The sequence below is a fragment of the Agromyces neolithicus genome (genome assembly GCF_039529735.1).
GTDB classification, from domain to species: Bacteria; Actinomycetota; Actinomycetes; order Actinomycetales; family Microbacteriaceae; genus Agromyces; species Agromyces neolithicus.
Genome location: NZ_BAAANJ010000004.1, coordinates 116500 through 131416 on the forward strand (window position 1 = coordinate 116500; position 14917 = coordinate 131416).

The 14917-nt window shown below is 70.0% G+C and carries 13 protein-coding genes; 9 read left to right on the forward strand and 4 right to left on the reverse strand.

Going from position 1 to position 14917, the window contains the following annotated elements; all coding sequences use genetic code 11:
• Positions 1-9 precede the first annotated feature (9 nt).
• Positions 10-546: a hypothetical protein gene (locus tag ABD164_RS05875; RefSeq protein WP_344294398.1), complete on the reverse strand. Its 537-nt coding sequence runs from the start codon at positions 544-546 to the stop codon at positions 10-12.
• Between the two features lie 126 nt (positions 547-672).
• On the opposite strand from ABD164_RS05875, the gene ABD164_RS05880 reads away from it, so the two are divergent.
• From ABD164_RS05880 to ABD164_RS05905, 6 genes are all read left to right on the forward strand, one after another.
• Positions 673-2640 (forward strand): alkyl/aryl-sulfatase, encoded by a 1968-nt coding sequence (locus ABD164_RS05880; protein ID WP_344294400.1) that lies wholly within the window; start codon positions 673-675, stop codon positions 2638-2640.
• Between the two features lie 79 nt (positions 2641-2719).
• Positions 2720-3427, forward strand: coding sequence for an endonuclease/exonuclease/phosphatase family protein (locus ABD164_RS05885; RefSeq protein WP_344294402.1), 708 nt, complete (start codon positions 2720-2722; stop codon positions 3425-3427).
• A 22-nt stretch (positions 3428-3449) separates the two neighbouring features.
• Positions 3450-4058, forward strand: a complete 609-nt coding sequence (locus tag ABD164_RS05890; RefSeq protein ID WP_344294404.1) for a dihydrofolate reductase family protein — start codon at positions 3450-3452, stop codon at positions 4056-4058.
• A 222-nt stretch (positions 4059-4280) separates the two neighbouring features.
• Positions 4281-5129: a class I SAM-dependent methyltransferase gene (locus ABD164_RS05895; protein WP_344294406.1), complete on the forward strand. Its 849-nt coding sequence runs from the start codon at positions 4281-4283 to the stop codon at positions 5127-5129.
• A 31-nt stretch (positions 5130-5160) separates the two neighbouring features.
• On the forward strand, positions 5161-5382 hold the full coding sequence (locus ABD164_RS05900; protein WP_344294408.1) for a hypothetical protein: 222 nt from the start codon (positions 5161-5163) through the stop codon (positions 5380-5382).
• Positions 5383-5541: 159 nt separating this feature from the next.
• Entirely contained in the window at positions 5542-7881 is a 2340-nt protein-coding gene (locus tag ABD164_RS05905) for a LuxR C-terminal-related transcriptional regulator (protein WP_344294410.1), read from the forward strand.
• A 141-nt stretch (positions 7882-8022) separates the two neighbouring features.
• Here the strand turns inward: ABD164_RS05905 and ABD164_RS05910 are convergent, their stop codons facing one another.
• Together ABD164_RS05910 and ABD164_RS05915 are read right to left on the reverse strand one after the other, a co-directional pair.
• Positions 8023-9546 carry an ATP-dependent DNA ligase gene (locus tag ABD164_RS05910; RefSeq protein ID WP_344294412.1) on the reverse strand — a complete coding sequence of 508 codons (1524 nt, stop codon included), beginning with the start codon at positions 9544-9546 and terminating at the stop codon, positions 8023-8025.
• 94 nt (positions 9547-9640) lie between these two features.
• The gene (locus ABD164_RS05915) at positions 9641-11056 is read right to left on the reverse strand and encodes an FAD-binding oxidoreductase (RefSeq protein WP_344294414.1); all 1416 of its coding nucleotides are present in this window, start codon (positions 11054-11056) and stop codon (positions 9641-9643) included.
• Positions 11057-11320: 264 nt separating this feature from the next.
• Between ABD164_RS05915 and ABD164_RS05920 the strand changes: the two genes are divergently transcribed.
• Together ABD164_RS05920 and ABD164_RS05925 are read left to right on the forward strand one after the other, a co-directional pair.
• Positions 11321-12343 carry a 1-aminocyclopropane-1-carboxylate deaminase gene (locus ABD164_RS05920; RefSeq protein ID WP_344294416.1) on the forward strand — a complete coding sequence of 341 codons (1023 nt, stop codon included), beginning with the start codon at positions 11321-11323 and terminating at the stop codon, positions 12341-12343.
• Between the two features lie 175 nt (positions 12344-12518).
• Entirely contained in the window at positions 12519-12851 is a 333-nt protein-coding gene (locus tag ABD164_RS05925) for a hypothetical protein (protein ID WP_344294418.1), read from the forward strand.
• Between the two features lie 187 nt (positions 12852-13038).
• Here ABD164_RS05925 and ABD164_RS05930 read toward each other — a convergent pair whose 3' ends face one another.
• The gene (locus ABD164_RS05930; protein ID WP_344294420.1) at positions 13039-13803 is read right to left on the reverse strand and encodes an SDR family oxidoreductase; all 765 of its coding nucleotides are present in this window, start codon (positions 13801-13803) and stop codon (positions 13039-13041) included.
• A 142-nt stretch (positions 13804-13945) separates the two neighbouring features.
• On the opposite strand from ABD164_RS05930, the gene sigJ reads away from it, so the two are divergent.
• Positions 13946-14899, forward strand: coding sequence for an RNA polymerase sigma factor SigJ (gene sigJ, locus ABD164_RS05935; RefSeq protein ID WP_344294422.1), 954 nt, complete (start codon positions 13946-13948; stop codon positions 14897-14899).
• The last annotated feature ends 18 nt before the right edge of the window (positions 14900-14917 follow it).

Genomic DNA, 14917 nt, shown 5'->3' on the forward strand with positions numbered 1-14917 from the left:
GCTGGCGCCTCAGCCGGCGCCCGGCAGCCCGACCCGGTCGGGCACCGCGCCCCTGACCTTCGGCAGCCACGCGTCGACCTCTGGCCAGGCGCGCGCCGTCGGCAGGCGCCGCAACAACTCGGCGAGCGAGTCGTCTGCCGACGGCCATGGGATGACCCTGCTCGGCGATGCGCTCGAGAGCACGCCCAGCCACCAGTGCTTCCAGGTCACCGGCAGCACCTCGGGATGGATCACCACGTAGTAGTCGGGCACGCTGAAGTCGTGGCGCACGGCCGCGTCGAGCGCCCGCTCGATCTCGAGCTCGAGCACCCCGTAGGTCGACTGGTCGTCGAAGAACTCGACCCACGCGGCCGCGACGTGCCCGAGCGGGTCGTGGTCGTGTACGACGTAGGGCGCGGCCGCGGTGGCCGACCATCGCGACACCTCCACGTCGGTGGCGTCGTGCAGCGAGGCGGCCTGCACGTTGGCGTAGCCCTCGAGCGCATGGATGGCACTCGTCGCCTCAACTCCGACGACGACCAGGGTGGTACTGGCCGGGGCCTCCATTTCCGCAGTCTACGTCCGTCTCGGCGGCAGTGCAGGGCGCCCCGCCGAAACGTGATCGGGTCGTGTCGAACGGCCGTGCGTCGCATGCCGCCGAGGGGTTCTTTCCGTGAACGGCGCAGTCCTGCCATGCTGAACTCGTACCGCGAGACGCGGCCGAAGGGGGATCAGAGCAACGTGCACGAAGACAGCGAACTGACGCCGAAGCCGGCGACCGCCCACACGAAAGCGGCGAACACCGCAGCCCGGGCGAGCTTGCCCTTCGCCGACCGGCGGGACTATGACGACGCGGCCCGCGGCTTCATCGCCGATCTTGCCGATCCGGTGATCCACCGGGCCGATGGTGCGCCGGTCATGGATCTCTCAGCGCACGACTTCGTCACGGAATCGGAGGAGTCGCCCGACACCGTGCACCCGAGCTTGTGGCGACACGCGCAGGTGAATCAGCACCATGGGTTGTTCGAGGTCGTCGAGGGGGTCTACCAGTTGCGGGGGCTCGATCTGGCGAATCTCACGATCATCGAAGGCGACGAGGGCATCATCGTGATCGACCCGCTGAGCTTCACCGAGACCGCGAGAGCGGCCATGGACCTCTACCGTGCGCACCGCGGCGACCGTCCCGTGAAGGCGCTGATCTACACCCACAGCCACGTCGACCACTTCAGCGGGTCACGCGCCATTCTCGAGGGCATCGCCGAGGACATCCCCGTGATCGCGCCCGACGGATTCCTGTACGAAGCCGCCGCCGAGAACGTCTTCGCCGGCACCGCGATGACCCGCCGTGCCCTGTACATGTATGGCCCGCTGCTGCAGCCCGGTCCGCGCGGGCAGATCAGCGCGGGTCTCGCGAACGCGTTGGGCAACGGTGGCAGCGCGACCCTCGTTCCGCCCACCGACCTGATCACGCGCACCGGCGAAACCCGCACCATCGACGGAGTCGAGATGGTGTTCCAGATGGCCCCGGGCACCGAAGCGCCGGCAGAGTTCCTGATCCACTTCCCGCAGCGACGGGTACTCTGCGCTGCAGAAGACCTCAACCACCTGATGCACAACCTCTATACGCTCCGGGGCGCGCAGGTCCGCGACGCCGCCGCGTGGTGGAAAGCGCTCAACGAGACGATCCAACTCTTCGCTGACGAGACCGACGCGGTCATCGGGCAGCACGGCTGGCCCCGCTGGGGCACCGCAGACATCCGCGAGTACCTCGAGAACCAGCGGGACCTGTACAAGTTCATCCATGACGAGTCTTTGCGCCTGGCGAACCACGGGTTCACCTCGACCGAGATCGCCGAGCAGCTTGAACTGCCCGCCGCACTCGATGAGCAGTGGTACAGCCACGGCTACTACGGGTCGCTCAGCCACAACGCCAAGGCCGTCTATCAGCGCTATCTCGGCTGGTACGACTCGCACCCCGCTCGGCTGAATGCGCTTCCGCCGACAGAGGTCGGGCCGCGCTACGTCGAATTCATGGGCGGCGCCGATTCGGTGCTCGAGAAGGCTCGGGCATCGTTCGAGGCCGGTGACTACCGATGGGTGGCCGAGGTGCTCACGCATGTCGTGTTCGCCGACCCCGCCAACACCGAAGCGGCCCTGCTGCAGGCCGACGCGCTCGAGCAGCTCGGATACCAGGCCGAGAACCCGACCTGGCGCAATGAGTACCTCATGGCGGCCCTCGAGCTACGCCATGGCGTACGCGACCTCGGTCGGATCGAACTCGCCACGGCCGACGTCTTCGCCGCCATGACGACCGAGATGATCTTCGACTTCGCCGGCATCAAGCTGAACGGGGCGAAGGCCGGCACTCGCACGGCGACGATCGCCTGGATCATCACCGACGAGAGCGATTCGGCCCTCCAGTACCTGCTCGAGCTGCGGAACGGCGTACTCGTCTACACGGCGGGAAAGGCCGCGACAGCACCCGACGCCACCGTCTCCTCGACCAAGGCTGCGGTGGCGGCGGCCCTTTTCAGTGGGCGGCCCATCGAAGACCTCGTCAGCGCCGGGGATCTCTCGATCGACGGCGACCGGAGTGCCGTCGAGCATCTCTTCGCTCTCCTCGACGACTTCCCGCTCTGGTTCAACATCGTGCAACCGTGAGTCCACGACCCGCCGAGTAATCCGGGAGCACGCTGTCAACGCGACCACATCGGGCGTCGGGCTGCGTAGGCTGGATCCGATGAAGGTCGTCAGCTACAACCTCCGCAAGCACCGGGCAATCGCTGAGCTCGCCGCGCTCGACGAGCAGTACTCCCCCGACGTGCTCTGCTTGCAAGAGGTCGAGACCGCTGGTCTCGCCGAGCACGTCGGCCGACTGCAACTGGCGCACTCCACGACCGGCAACCGGCTCGGGCTCGCCGTGTACTTTCGGCCCGACCGCTACGAGTTCGAGGTGGTGCAGAGCTTCGCGCTCAAGAAGTCCCTGCACGATCACCTGCTGCGGCCCGCCCACGAGCGTCTCGTCGGCGTGCGCCTGCGCGACCTCGAGGCCGATCGCGAGTTCGTCGTCGCCTCGTTCCACGCCGCACCGCTGACGGCGCTCAACTCGCTGCGTCGGCACCAGATCCACGCGGCGCTCGCCGAGTTGCAGGGTATCGGTCCGGGCCTTCCCATCCTCATGGTCGGCGACTACAACTACCCGGTGTTCAAGGACAACCTGGCCGAGAAGGTGCGCGAGGCCGGTTACGAGCTCAGCCTCAGCGACAGCCGCACGTACACGCGCTACAAGTTCTTCCGCGGGCACTTCGACCTCGCGACCTCGGTCGGCTTCGACATCGAACGCGTCGAGACCCTTCCGCGTGGGTCATCCGATCACCTGCCGATCCTCGTCGACGCCCGCTACGCCGCCGCAACCGAATCCGAGGTCGAGGCCGCCATCGGCGCCTGACCCCGAGCAGAAGGAGCACCTCATGGGCACGATCGTCGCCGACCTGTTCGTCACCCTCGACGGGGTCTACCAGGGGCCCGGTGGTCCGAATGAAGACACTGAGAACGGCTTCGAGTTCGGCGGCTGGCAGGCGCCGTATTTCGACGACGAGAGCGGCGAGGCGATCGGCGCGGGCATCGACACCCTCGAAGCGCTGCTGCTCGGCCGAAAGACGTACGACATCTTCGCAGGGTATTGGCCGAATGCGCCGGCCGATGTACCGATCGCGAAGAAGTTCAACGAGGTGCCGAAGTTCGTGGTCTCGCACACGCCGTTCGAACCGACGTGGCGGGGCACGACGGTGCTCACCGATGCGTCGACCGAGGTCGCGGCGCTGAAGCAGCGGTTCGGCACGACGCGGGTGATCGGCAGCGGCGACCTCGTGAAGTCGCTGCTGACCTACGACCTCGTCGACCGGCTGAACCTGTTCGTGTATCCGATCGCGTTCGGCGAGGGCAAGCGGCTCTTCGCGAGCGGGGTGCCGGCGGCGTTCACGCTCGCAGCGCCGCCCCGGGCGTTCCCGAAGGGCGCGGTGCTGCTCTCGTACGACCGCGCGGGCACGCCCGTGACCGGTATCGACATCGACGCGTAGCCGAGTCGCCCTGTCGCTCACACTCCGATCGTGAGCGCCGCCGTGCAGCCGCTCGCGACCGAGCCCGACATGCTCGCGATCTGGTGGATGCCGCCGTCGTGTCGGGGGTACCCCTGACCAGATCTCCGTGTGCTGCACGGATGTCGCGACCACGGCATGCGCGCACGCTGAGCGACGAAGCATCCGAATCATGCGTGCTTCTCACTCATAAGGAGACGACCGATGACCGACGCCACCACAATTTCCGCCACGCAGACCGACGCCGACCGCGCGCTCAAACAGAAGCACCGCGCGATGTGGGCCTCGGGCGACTACCCGCGACTCGCGAGCGAGCTCATCTGGCGGCTCGGGCCGCGCCTCGTCGCAGCGACGGCGGTGCAGCCGGGCGAGCGAGTGCTCGACGTCGCGGCGGGGAGCGGGAACGTGGCCATTCCGGCGGCACTGCACGGCGCGACGGTGGTCGCGAGCGATCTCACCCCCGAGCTGTTCGACGTCGGCCGGCGCCTCGCCACCGAGGCCGGAGCCGAGCTCGAGTGGCGCGAAGCGGACGCCGAGGCGCTGCCGTTCACCGACGCATCGTTCGACGTCGTGCTCTCGTGCGTGGGCGTGATGTTCGCGCCGCACCACGAGCAGGCCGCCGACGAGCTCGTGCGCGTCGCGGCGCCGGGCGGACGCATCGGACTCATCAGCTGGACGCCCGACGGGTTCATCGGCCGCATGTTCAAGGTCATGAAGCCGTTCGCGCCGCCCCTGCCCGAAGGGGCGCAGCCGGCGCCGCTCTGGGGCGACGAGCAGCACGTGCGCGCGCTGCTCGGCGATCGTGTCGACGAGGTCGAGGCGAAGCGCCAGACCGTTACCATCGATGCCCTCGCGACGCCCGAGGCGTTCCGCGACTACTTCAAGGCCCACTACGGCCCCACCATCGCGGTCTACAGCCGCATCGCAGACGACCCCGACCAGGTTCGGGCGCTCGACGAGGCACTCGTGGCGCTCGCCGTCGAGCACGGCCTCGGCGTCACCCGCAAAGCCATGGAATGGGAATACCTGCTGTTCACCGCCCGAAAGCGGTGAACGGTCGGGGCTCCCCCGAAGAGAGACCATCATGTACCTCAGCGAAGACTATGTTTCACACGAGCTGCATCGCGCGGCCGAGCAGCGCATGCTGCGCGACCTCGAGCGCCGCCGAGTGATCGCCGAGCGCGCGGCCGAGACCGCTGCAGCCGGCGACGGTGTGACCGATGCCGGGCGCCTACGCCGCGGCATCCGCGCCCTGCTCCCCCGCCGCCTGGGTCCGCTCACCCCGCCGCGCCCCGCGACCCCGTGACGCACTCCCCCTGCATGACTCCTGAAAACAAGGACGCTGCTCCACATCGAATGATGTGTCATGTCTCACGACATCGAATGACGTCCTTGTTTTCAGGAGTCTCCGAGCAGGGATGCCGCACCGGTGCGGTGCGGCGCGTACGGCCGTAGACTGAGCGCCGTGTCGACCCGTGAAGACACGCTGACGCCCCGCGAGAGCGCCATCCTCGCCGCAGTCGAGCGGCGACTGAGCAACCCCGAGATCGCCGCGGAGTTGTTCATCTCGGTGCGCACCGTCGAGAGCCACATCGCGAGCCTGAAACGCAAGCTCGGCGCCGAGAGCCGGACGGAGCTGGTGGCAGCGGCCGGAGAGCGGCGCGAGCGAGCGGCATCCGTTCGCCTTCCGCACAACGCGTTCGTCGGTCGCGACGCCGACCTCGCCGCACTCGGAGCCCTGCTCGACGACCACCCCTGGGTGACCGTCGTGGGCCCAGGCGGGGTCGGCAAGACCCGGCTCGCACTCGAGTTCGCGAGCGCCGGCGAGCGGGTTCCGGTCGTCGTTGAACTCGAGCACGCCGAGCCCGGCGATGTCATCGCCCGCATCGCTCGGGTGCTCGACCTCGAAGCTGCGCCCGGCAGGGACATCACGTCGTCGGTGTTGCTCGCCCTCGCCACGCACCCCTACCTGCTGGTGCTGGACAACGTCGACCGGGTCGGCGTCGCGGTGGGCGAGGTGGTCGCGCGCGCACACGCGACCGCACCCACGCTGCGGGTCCTCACCACCTCGCGCACGCCGATCGGCGAGCCCGGCGAGGCGGTGTTCCCGCTCGCGCCACTCGCCGTCAGCGACGGTGACGGGGACGGGGACGGTCCGGCGGTGACGATGTTCCTCGACCGGCTGTCTGCCGCCGGCCGCACCCAAGCCGCGCCGATGCGCCTCTCGGCGTCAGCCGCGTCGCCGGCGGAGGTCGAGCTCGCCGCCGAGGTCTGCGCGCGGCTCGACGGGATCCCGCTCGCGATCGAGCTCGCCGCGGCCGTCGCCAGACACCTCTCGCTCGCCGAGCTCGCCGCTCGCCTCGAGCGCGACTTCGCGACCCTCGATCGTGCGGTGCCCGATGGGCGTCACCGAACGCTCGAGACCGCGTTCGAGTGGACCTGGGATCTGCTCACCGACGAGGAGCGCGAGGTGCTCTGCCGACTCGCCGCGCTGCCTCGCACGTTCGATGTCGACCTCGCGGCAGCGGTGACGCACCCGGGTGCCGAGGGGATCGTGCTGCGCCTGCTCGACCACTCGCTGCTCGTGCCCGCGGGCGGGCACCCGCGGCGCTTCCGCCTGCTCGCGGTCACGCGCGAGTTCGTACGCGCTCGCACCGACCCCGAGGTCATCCACGAGGTGCTGCGACAACACGCCGAGTTCCTCGATGAGAGTGTGCTCGTGTTCGTCGCGACCGCCCGCACCGACAGCAGCCTCGAGGCGATGCACCGGTCGGAGACCTTGTGCCCCGAGGTGAATGCCGCTCTGCGATGGGCGCTCGCGGCGCGGCATCCGGCTGCCGTCTCGCTCGCGAACTCGCTGTCGATCGGCGTCGAGCAGTTCGGATCCGACGTCGACAGCATCCGCACGCTCGCGATGGCGGCGCACGACGAGGGCTTCCTCGCGGCCGCCTCCCCGTCGCAGTTGCTGTCGATCGGCACCGCACTGGCATTCATGGATGTCGCGCTCGTGAGTGAACTCGCACAGCGCGCCCTCGCGCTCGCCGCCGACGAACACGACCTGCTCGACGCGCACCACCTCGCCGGCCTGGCCGACGCGTACGCCGAGCGCCACGACTCGGCACTCGAGCACCTCGATGAGGCCGCGCGGCTCGCCGTCAGGCAGCACGCGGAGTGGGATCTCGCCGCGGTGCGCCAGATGCGGGGCCTCGCGCTGCGCGACTCTACTGTCGACAGCGCCCGCCTCGCGATCACCGAGTTCGAGGCGGCGATGCGCGGCTACGCCCTCGCGGGCGACGTGGTCCACGTCAACAACTCGCGGTACATGATGGCCCACACCGCGGCCGAGGCCGGCATCGAACTCGATCGTGCCGCGCAATGGGCCGGCGAATGCGTCGACTACGCCCGCTCGATCGGAAACGAGCACGAACTCGCCCATGCGCAGCTCGTGCAGGCGACGCTGGGCTCCGATTCGCCGGGCGAGCTCGAGGGGCTCGTCGGCAGGTTCCGCAGGCTCGGCGACCTGCGATGCGTCACCCGCAGCCTCGTGTTGCGTGCCGAGCGAGCGGCACCGACGGAGCGCGTCGCGCTGCTCGATGAGGCACTCGGGGTCGCCGAGGACGCCGGCGACACCGCCAAGCAGATCGCGATCCTCTCGCGCCTCGTCGAGGCGCGCTGGTCGCTCGGCGATCGCCACAGCACCCTCGTCGCGCTCGATCGGCTCGCCGCCGTCGGCGGGGCGGATGTCGCGGCCGAGGCGTGCCCGCCCGAGCTCGCCGATGCCGTGGTGGGGGCGACGCCGGCGTGACGGCGGCACGACTCCCGATGTGACTCCGCGTGACTCCGACACGCTCGGCGCACGCGAAAACAGGAAGTGTCGGGCAACAGGCCGCCACGGCTTCCTGTTCTCGAGCCCGGTGCGGCGTGTCTTCCTGTTTTCGGCGCACCGCTAACCGCGCAGCAGACCGCGCAGCGCCTGAATCGTGTCGGCGTCTTCGGGCCGCTTGTCGTCGCGGTAGCCCTTGACTCGGGCGAACCGCAGCGCGATGCCGCCTGGGTATCGACTCGAGCGCTGCACGCCGTCGATGGCGATCTCGACGACGATGACCGGCTCGATGAACACCGTCGACTCGGTGCGCCGCACCTCGAGCTGCGGGAACCGCTCGGTCTGCCAGCGCAGCACCGCGTCGGTGAGACCCTTGAACGTCTTGCCGACCATGACGTACTCGCCGGGCTCACCGAACTCGCCGACGGGGTCGAGCGCGGCGAGGTGCAGGTTCGACAGCCAGCCGGTGCGGCGCCCGTAGCCCCACTCGGCGCCGAGCACGACGAGGTCGTAGGTGTGCACGGGCTTCACCTTGATCCAGCTCGACCCGCGCCGCCCGGCGGCATAGGTCGACCCGATCGCCTTGACCACGATGCCCTCGTGCCCGGCGGCGAGTGCTTCGGTCGAGACGCGCTCGCCGACCTCTGCATCGGCGGTGACCTCGCCCGGGATGCGATGCCCAGGCGCGATGCGCTCGAGTTCGGCGAGGCGCGCCGAGAGCGGTTCGTCGAGCAGGTCGCGCCCGTCGACGTGAAGTACGTCGAAGAACCAGGGATGCAGCACCGTCGCCCGCGCTCGCTCGGCGCTGAATCGCGACAGCGTCTCTTGGAAGGGGCGCGGCCCGCCGTCTTCGTCGAGCGACAGGGTCTCGCCGTCGAGGATGACATCGCGCACCGGCATCGCCTGCACGACCTCGACGACCTCGGGGAGTCGATGCGTGATATCGGCGAGGTTGCGAGTGAACACGCGCACGTCGTCGCCCGCGCGGTGCACCTGGATGCGCGCCCCGTCGAGCTTGTATTCGACGGATGCCTCGCCCACGGCCACGATCGCCTCGCTCGGGCTCGCCGCCGTGGCCGCGAGCATCGGCAGCACCGGCCGCCCCACGACGAGGCCGACGGCGTCGAGTTCGACGGCGGTGCCGGTGAGCGCGAGCCGAGCGGTCTCGCCGAGGTCGCCCGAGAGCATCGCGGCCCGGCGCACCGAGTCGCCCGGCCGATCGGCCGCCCGCGCGATCGCGTCCATGAGCACGCCCTCGAGCGCGCCGGTGCGCATGTCGCCGAGCAGCACCCGGCCGATGAAGTCCTGCTCGCGCTCGGTCGCCCGCGCGGTCAGCTCGCGCAACTCGCGCGCGCGTTCGCCGCTCGACCCGGCGCCCGCGAGTGCCGCGAGCCGGTCGAGTGAGTGATCGAGGTCGGCGACCGTGAGGCCCGGGACATCCGTCGCATCGCCCATTGCGGCAGCCAGCCCTCGCCAGCCGACGCCGACGCGCCCCTGCCGCGCCCTGCTGACGAGGAACCCCACGGCCGGCGCGATCTCGTCGGGCTCGAGCCTGCCCAGCAGGTCGGCGAGCGCGTCGACCTTCGCCAGCCGCGAGCGGGTCGCGGCGACGGTGTCGGTGGTGGTGACGAGCTCGTCGAGCAGCACGCGCCCAGTCTGCCACCGGCCTCCGACACCGGTGCCGGCATCGGCTGCGGCATCCTTCTCGCACCGGAACGCAGCCGGACGCGGCGACCCGGATTCAGCCGCCCTGCGGCGCGATGTTGTTGTTCATGCGGAACAGGTTGCCGGGGTCGTACGTCGTCTTGGCCGCCACCAGCCGCTCGTAGTTCGCACCGTACGAGGCGCGCACGAGCGCCTCCTTCTCTTCGCCGAAGCCGACGAAGTTCAGATAGGGCCGATCCGTCGCGAATCGCTGCTGCATCGCCGCCCACGTCCTGCGAGTCCAGTCGATGCACCGCTCGCTCGCGTCGGGGTCGAACCACGACGTGTCGAGACTGAGCAGGTACCTGGCGTCGCGCTGGGCGAACGCCGTGGCGTCGGGTGCGACCCGATCGATCGCGCCGCCCAACTGCCAGAAGTTCACGATCGCTTCGGGCGACGGCCTGTCTGCGGCGACGTCGATGATCGCGTCGAGCAGGTCGTCGCTCGGCTCGCCCACGAGCAGCGACTTCCAGTAGTAGTAGCCGCCGAAGGGGAAGAACGCATCGAACGAACTCTGGGCGAGCGTGTACGGCGCGCGCCCGCTGAGGTCCAGGATGGGCGTTCCCCATTCGAGCACGGGCTGCAGCAGCCGCTCCCCGTCGTCGGGATCGCCCGAGTAGACGACCAGCACGACGAGGATCGGCACGCCGTGCAGCTCCGCGGGAAAGTCGTCGACGGCGGGCACGCTCCAGAACATCGCCTGCGGCCCCATCTCGTCGGGCGCGCTCGCGCAGAAGTCGCGATACTTGCGCAGCACGGCCGGCGCATCGTCGAGCGAGAAGATGGGGGCAGCCTGGTAGATCTCGGGTCCGACCGGGTGCAGCACGAACTCGAACGACGTGACGACGCCGAAGTTGCTTCCAGCACCCCGCACCGCCCAGAAGAGCTCGGGGTTCACCGACTCGCTCGCGGTGCGCACCCGCCCGTCGGCGGTGACGATCTCGACCGATCGAAGACTGTCGAGCGCCAGTCCGTACTTGCGATGCAGCGAACCCAGACCGCCGTGCAGGGTCAGGCCCGCGACGCCGGTGGAACTCACCTGGCCACCTGGCGCGGCAAGCCCCCACAACTGGGTCTCACCGTCGACGTCGGCCCAGGTGGCGCCGCCCTGCACGCGCGCAGTCTTACGCTCGGGGTCGACGTGGACGGCCCGCATCGCGGAGAGGTCGATGACGATGCCGCCGTCGTTCACCGCGTTGCCGGCGACGTTGTGCGCACCGCCGCGGATCGACACGACCATGCCGCGCTCGCGGGCGAAGTCGACTGCGTCGACCACGTCGGCCGTTCCCGCGCACTGCACGATCAGCGCCGGGTGCCGATCGATCAGCCCGTTCCGCACCAATCGAGCTTCGTCGTAGCCGGGGTCTCCCTGCTGCAGGACCCGGCCACGCACACCCGCGGCGAACCGTTGCGCTGATTCTGCATCGATGGATGCTGCAGCCTCGGTACCCATTGCACTCACCCTTCAGCGTTCACCGGAGTGTCGGGTCGGCGGTGGAACCGGGCGGGCATCGGTCGATCGATGCGCTGCGTGAGGGCATTCAGGGCGGGAATCCACCTGTTCGCCATCATGCTCTTTCACAGCCGTGGCGTCCAGCGCGGAACCGTTCGTCCTCGCTGCAACGCCGCGGTTGACCTCACACGCGGATGATGGTGCAATATATTGCATGCAGTTACCCGCGCCCGGGTCATCCGTCGCCTGAATGAAGGAGCCCTCATGGCACTCGCCGACTTTCCCCGCCACCAGCTGACGTTCGGTCCGAGCCCGGTGCACCCGGTGAACCGCCTGAGCGACCACCTCGGCGGCGCCCGCATCTTCATGAAGCGCGAAGACGTCAACAGCGGCCTCGCGTTCGGGGGCAACAAGACCCGCAAGCTCGAGTACCTCGTGCCCGACGCGCTCGCCGCGGGCGCCGACACGCTCGTCTCGATCGGCGGCGTGCAGTCGAACCACACTCGCCAGGTCGCCGCCGTCGCCGCGCACCTCGGCATGAAGGCCGTGCTCGTGCAGGAGCACTGGGTCGACTGGCCCGACGCGGTGAACGACCGGGTCGGCAACATCCTGCTGTCGCGGCTCATGGGCGCCGACGTGCGGCTCTCTGCGGCTGGGTTCGGCATCGGGTTCAAGGAGTCCTGGAAGCAGGCGATCGCCGACGTCGAGGCCGCCGGCGGCACGCCCTACGCGATCCCGGCCGGTGCGAGCGATCACCGGCTCGGCGGCCTCGGCTTCGCGAACTGGGCGCACGAGGTCGCCGCCCAAGAAGCCGAGCTCGGCGTGTTCTTCGACACCATCGTCGTGTGCGCCGTCACCGGGTCGACGCAGGCGGGCATGATCGCGGGCTTCGCCGACCTCGAGGCGAACGTCGGCGGCCGGCCTCGGCGGGTCATCGGCATCGACGCGTCGGCGAAGATCGACGAGACCCGCGACCAGGTCGGTCGTATCGCCCGCAACACGGCGTCCCTCATCGAGGTCGGGCGTGAACTGCGCGACGACGAGATCACCGTGCTCGAGGGCTGGGCCGGCGACGAGTACGGCATCCCGGTCGAGTCCACCGACGAGGCGATGCGCCTCACCGGCCGGCTCGAGGGCGTCATCCTCGACCCGGTCTACGAGGGCAAGTCGATGGCCGGGCTCATCGACCTCGTGTCGAGCGGCGACATCCCGCGCGACTCGAACGTGCTCTACGCGCACCTCGGCGGACAGCCGGCGATCAACGCGTACAGCGGCCGCTACCACTGAGCGGATGCCGCGTGGCGCGCCTGCTGCAGCTCGACGCGGCCGCCGCGTCTACGTCGAGATGACGCGATCCGCCCGTTCAAGGCGTCCGAACGGGCGGATCGCGTCACCTCGGCGCCAGGGGGACCCGGGCGGATGCCGCGTCGCGGGTGTCGGCCGGTCGGCGTAGTGTCGCGGCATGGCGAAGTCGAATCCCCAGCGTGAGCGGGCCGTCGAGCGGCTCGCCGAGGTCGGATCCGACCTGCTCCAGCGGCCGGATGTCGCGATGACGCACATGTTCGGCTCCGAGGCGCTCGCTGTGCGCGGCCGGCTGTTCGCCTTCGCATCGACCGCCGGCGACCTCGTCGTCAAGCTGTCGGAGCAGCGCGTCGACGAACTCGGGCTCGACAACATGGTGATGCGAGGCAGGCCGATGCGCGAGTGGGCCGTCGTCCCCTACGACGCGGGACCGGAGCGCTGGCGCGCCATCGTGGGCGAGGCGCACGGCTTCGTCGACGCGATCACGCCGTGACGCGGCATCCGGCTTGCCGACGGCTCCGAGCAGCGCACGAGCGTGCGCGGGCTGTACGCCGCGGGGAACGTGGTGTCGGCCAGGTCGTCCGTTCCGTGGGCCATGGCGTCGGGGGCCCTCGCGGGCACGGCGATCAACGCCGACCTCGTGGGGCCTCCGGGGCCTCGAGGCATCCGGCATCCGTCGCTCAGCGGGTCGGCTGGGCGGATCTCGCCTGCTCCGCCACCCACTCGTCGAACGTCTGGCGACCGAGGATCGCGTCGGGATTGGGCAGGGTCTCGCCGCGCTTCATCGCGCCGAACTGCTTGATCGGCAGCGAGACGGTGATGATCGGCCCCTTCACTCCCGTCGCGTGTGCAAGTCGGCGGATCATGTCCTCGAGGCGCTCCTGGCGCGGGCCGGCGAGGTCGGGCACGTGGCCGGCGGGCTGACCTTCGGCGAGCGCGATGAGCCGCTCGCCCACCTCCCAGGCGGCGATCGGCTGCGTGCGGATCCTCGGTGCGAGATGCACGCCGGCGATGCGCAGGCCCTTCAGGAGCTGCCCGGCGAACTCGTGGAACTGCATCGCGCGCTGGATCGTCCACGGCACGTCACCCGCCTCGACCGCCTGCTCCTGCGCGAGCTTGCCCGCGTAGTAGTCGAAGGGTGCCCTGTCGATGCCGACGATCGACAGCGCGACATGGTGCCGCACCCCGGCGGCCTGCTCGGCCGCCAGCAGGTTGCGCGTGACGGTCGTGAAGAACGCGGTGGACTTCTTCGCCGACAGCGAGTTGAGGTTGCTCACGTCGATCACCGCGTCGACCCCGCGCAGCGTGTCGGCGAGCCCGTCGCCCGACACCAGGTCGACCCCGTTGCCGCGCGTGAGCACCACCACGTCGTGCCCGCGCTCGCGGGCGGCGTCGACGGTGTGGCGTCCGACGGTGCCGGTTCCTCCGGCGATGGCGATCCTCATCGTGCTTCCTCTCCTCGGTCGTCGTGCGCCTCCCGGGCGGGAGGCACGACGTTCGCGTTCACCCCATCCGACGACACAGGCCGCCGGAATGTGAGGCGGCCTGCGCATCGTCCTCACCGGCATCCGGTGGGAAGGTGGAGGCATGACCCCGCACGACGGAACGACCGACGGCCGAGACGCTGCAGCATCCGGCGCCGCCCGAGACGCCTTCGACGCGACGACGCTCGACGCCGAGCGCGGCATGCTCATGAGCCTCGCGTACCGCATGCTCGGCATGGTCGCCGACGCGGAGGACGCCGTGCAGGAGACCTACGCGCGCTGGTACCGGATGACGGAGGGCGAGCGCGACGCGATCGAGAACCCCGCGGCGTGGCTGACGCGGGTCGCGAGCCGCGTCTGCCTCGACCAGCTCGCCTCGGCGCGAGCCCGTCGCGAGCGATACGTCGGCGAGTGGCTGCCCGAGCCCCTGCCTGGAGGCGCCGGGATGTTCGCGACCCCGCCATCGTCCGATCCGCTCGACCGAGTCACACTCGACGAGTCGGTGTCGACCGCACTCCTCGTCGTGCTGGAGTCGCTCACGCCCGCCGAGCGCGTGGCGTTCGTGTTGCACGACGTGTTCGCGATGCCGTTCGCCGAGATCGCCGAGATCGTGGGCCGGTCGCCCGACGCGTGCCGTCAGCTCGCGTCGACGGCGAGGCGGCACGTGCGCGAACGTCGCGAGGGCGCGGCCACCCGCGAACAGCACGACGCCGTGGTGCAGGCCTTCATCGCGGCGGCCGGCGAAGGCGACCTGCAGGGACTCGTCGCGCTGCTCGATCCCGAGGTGGTTCTCGTCTCCGACGGTGGCGGGCTGGCGTCGGCCGCTCGCCGACCTGTGCTCGGCCCCGATCACGTCAGTCGGTACGTCCTCGGACAACTGGAGAAGCGCGGCCAGGCGATGACCATGTCGGTGCACGAGACCGCCGACGGCCTCACGCTCGCGTTCGCCGAGGACGGCGTCGTCGACAGCGTTGCGGTGCTCGACGTGCGCGACGACCGCATCACGCGCATCTGGATCATGCGCAACCCCGAGAAGTTGCGGCTCTGGAACGCGTGAGGAAGGCTCTCGAGGTCG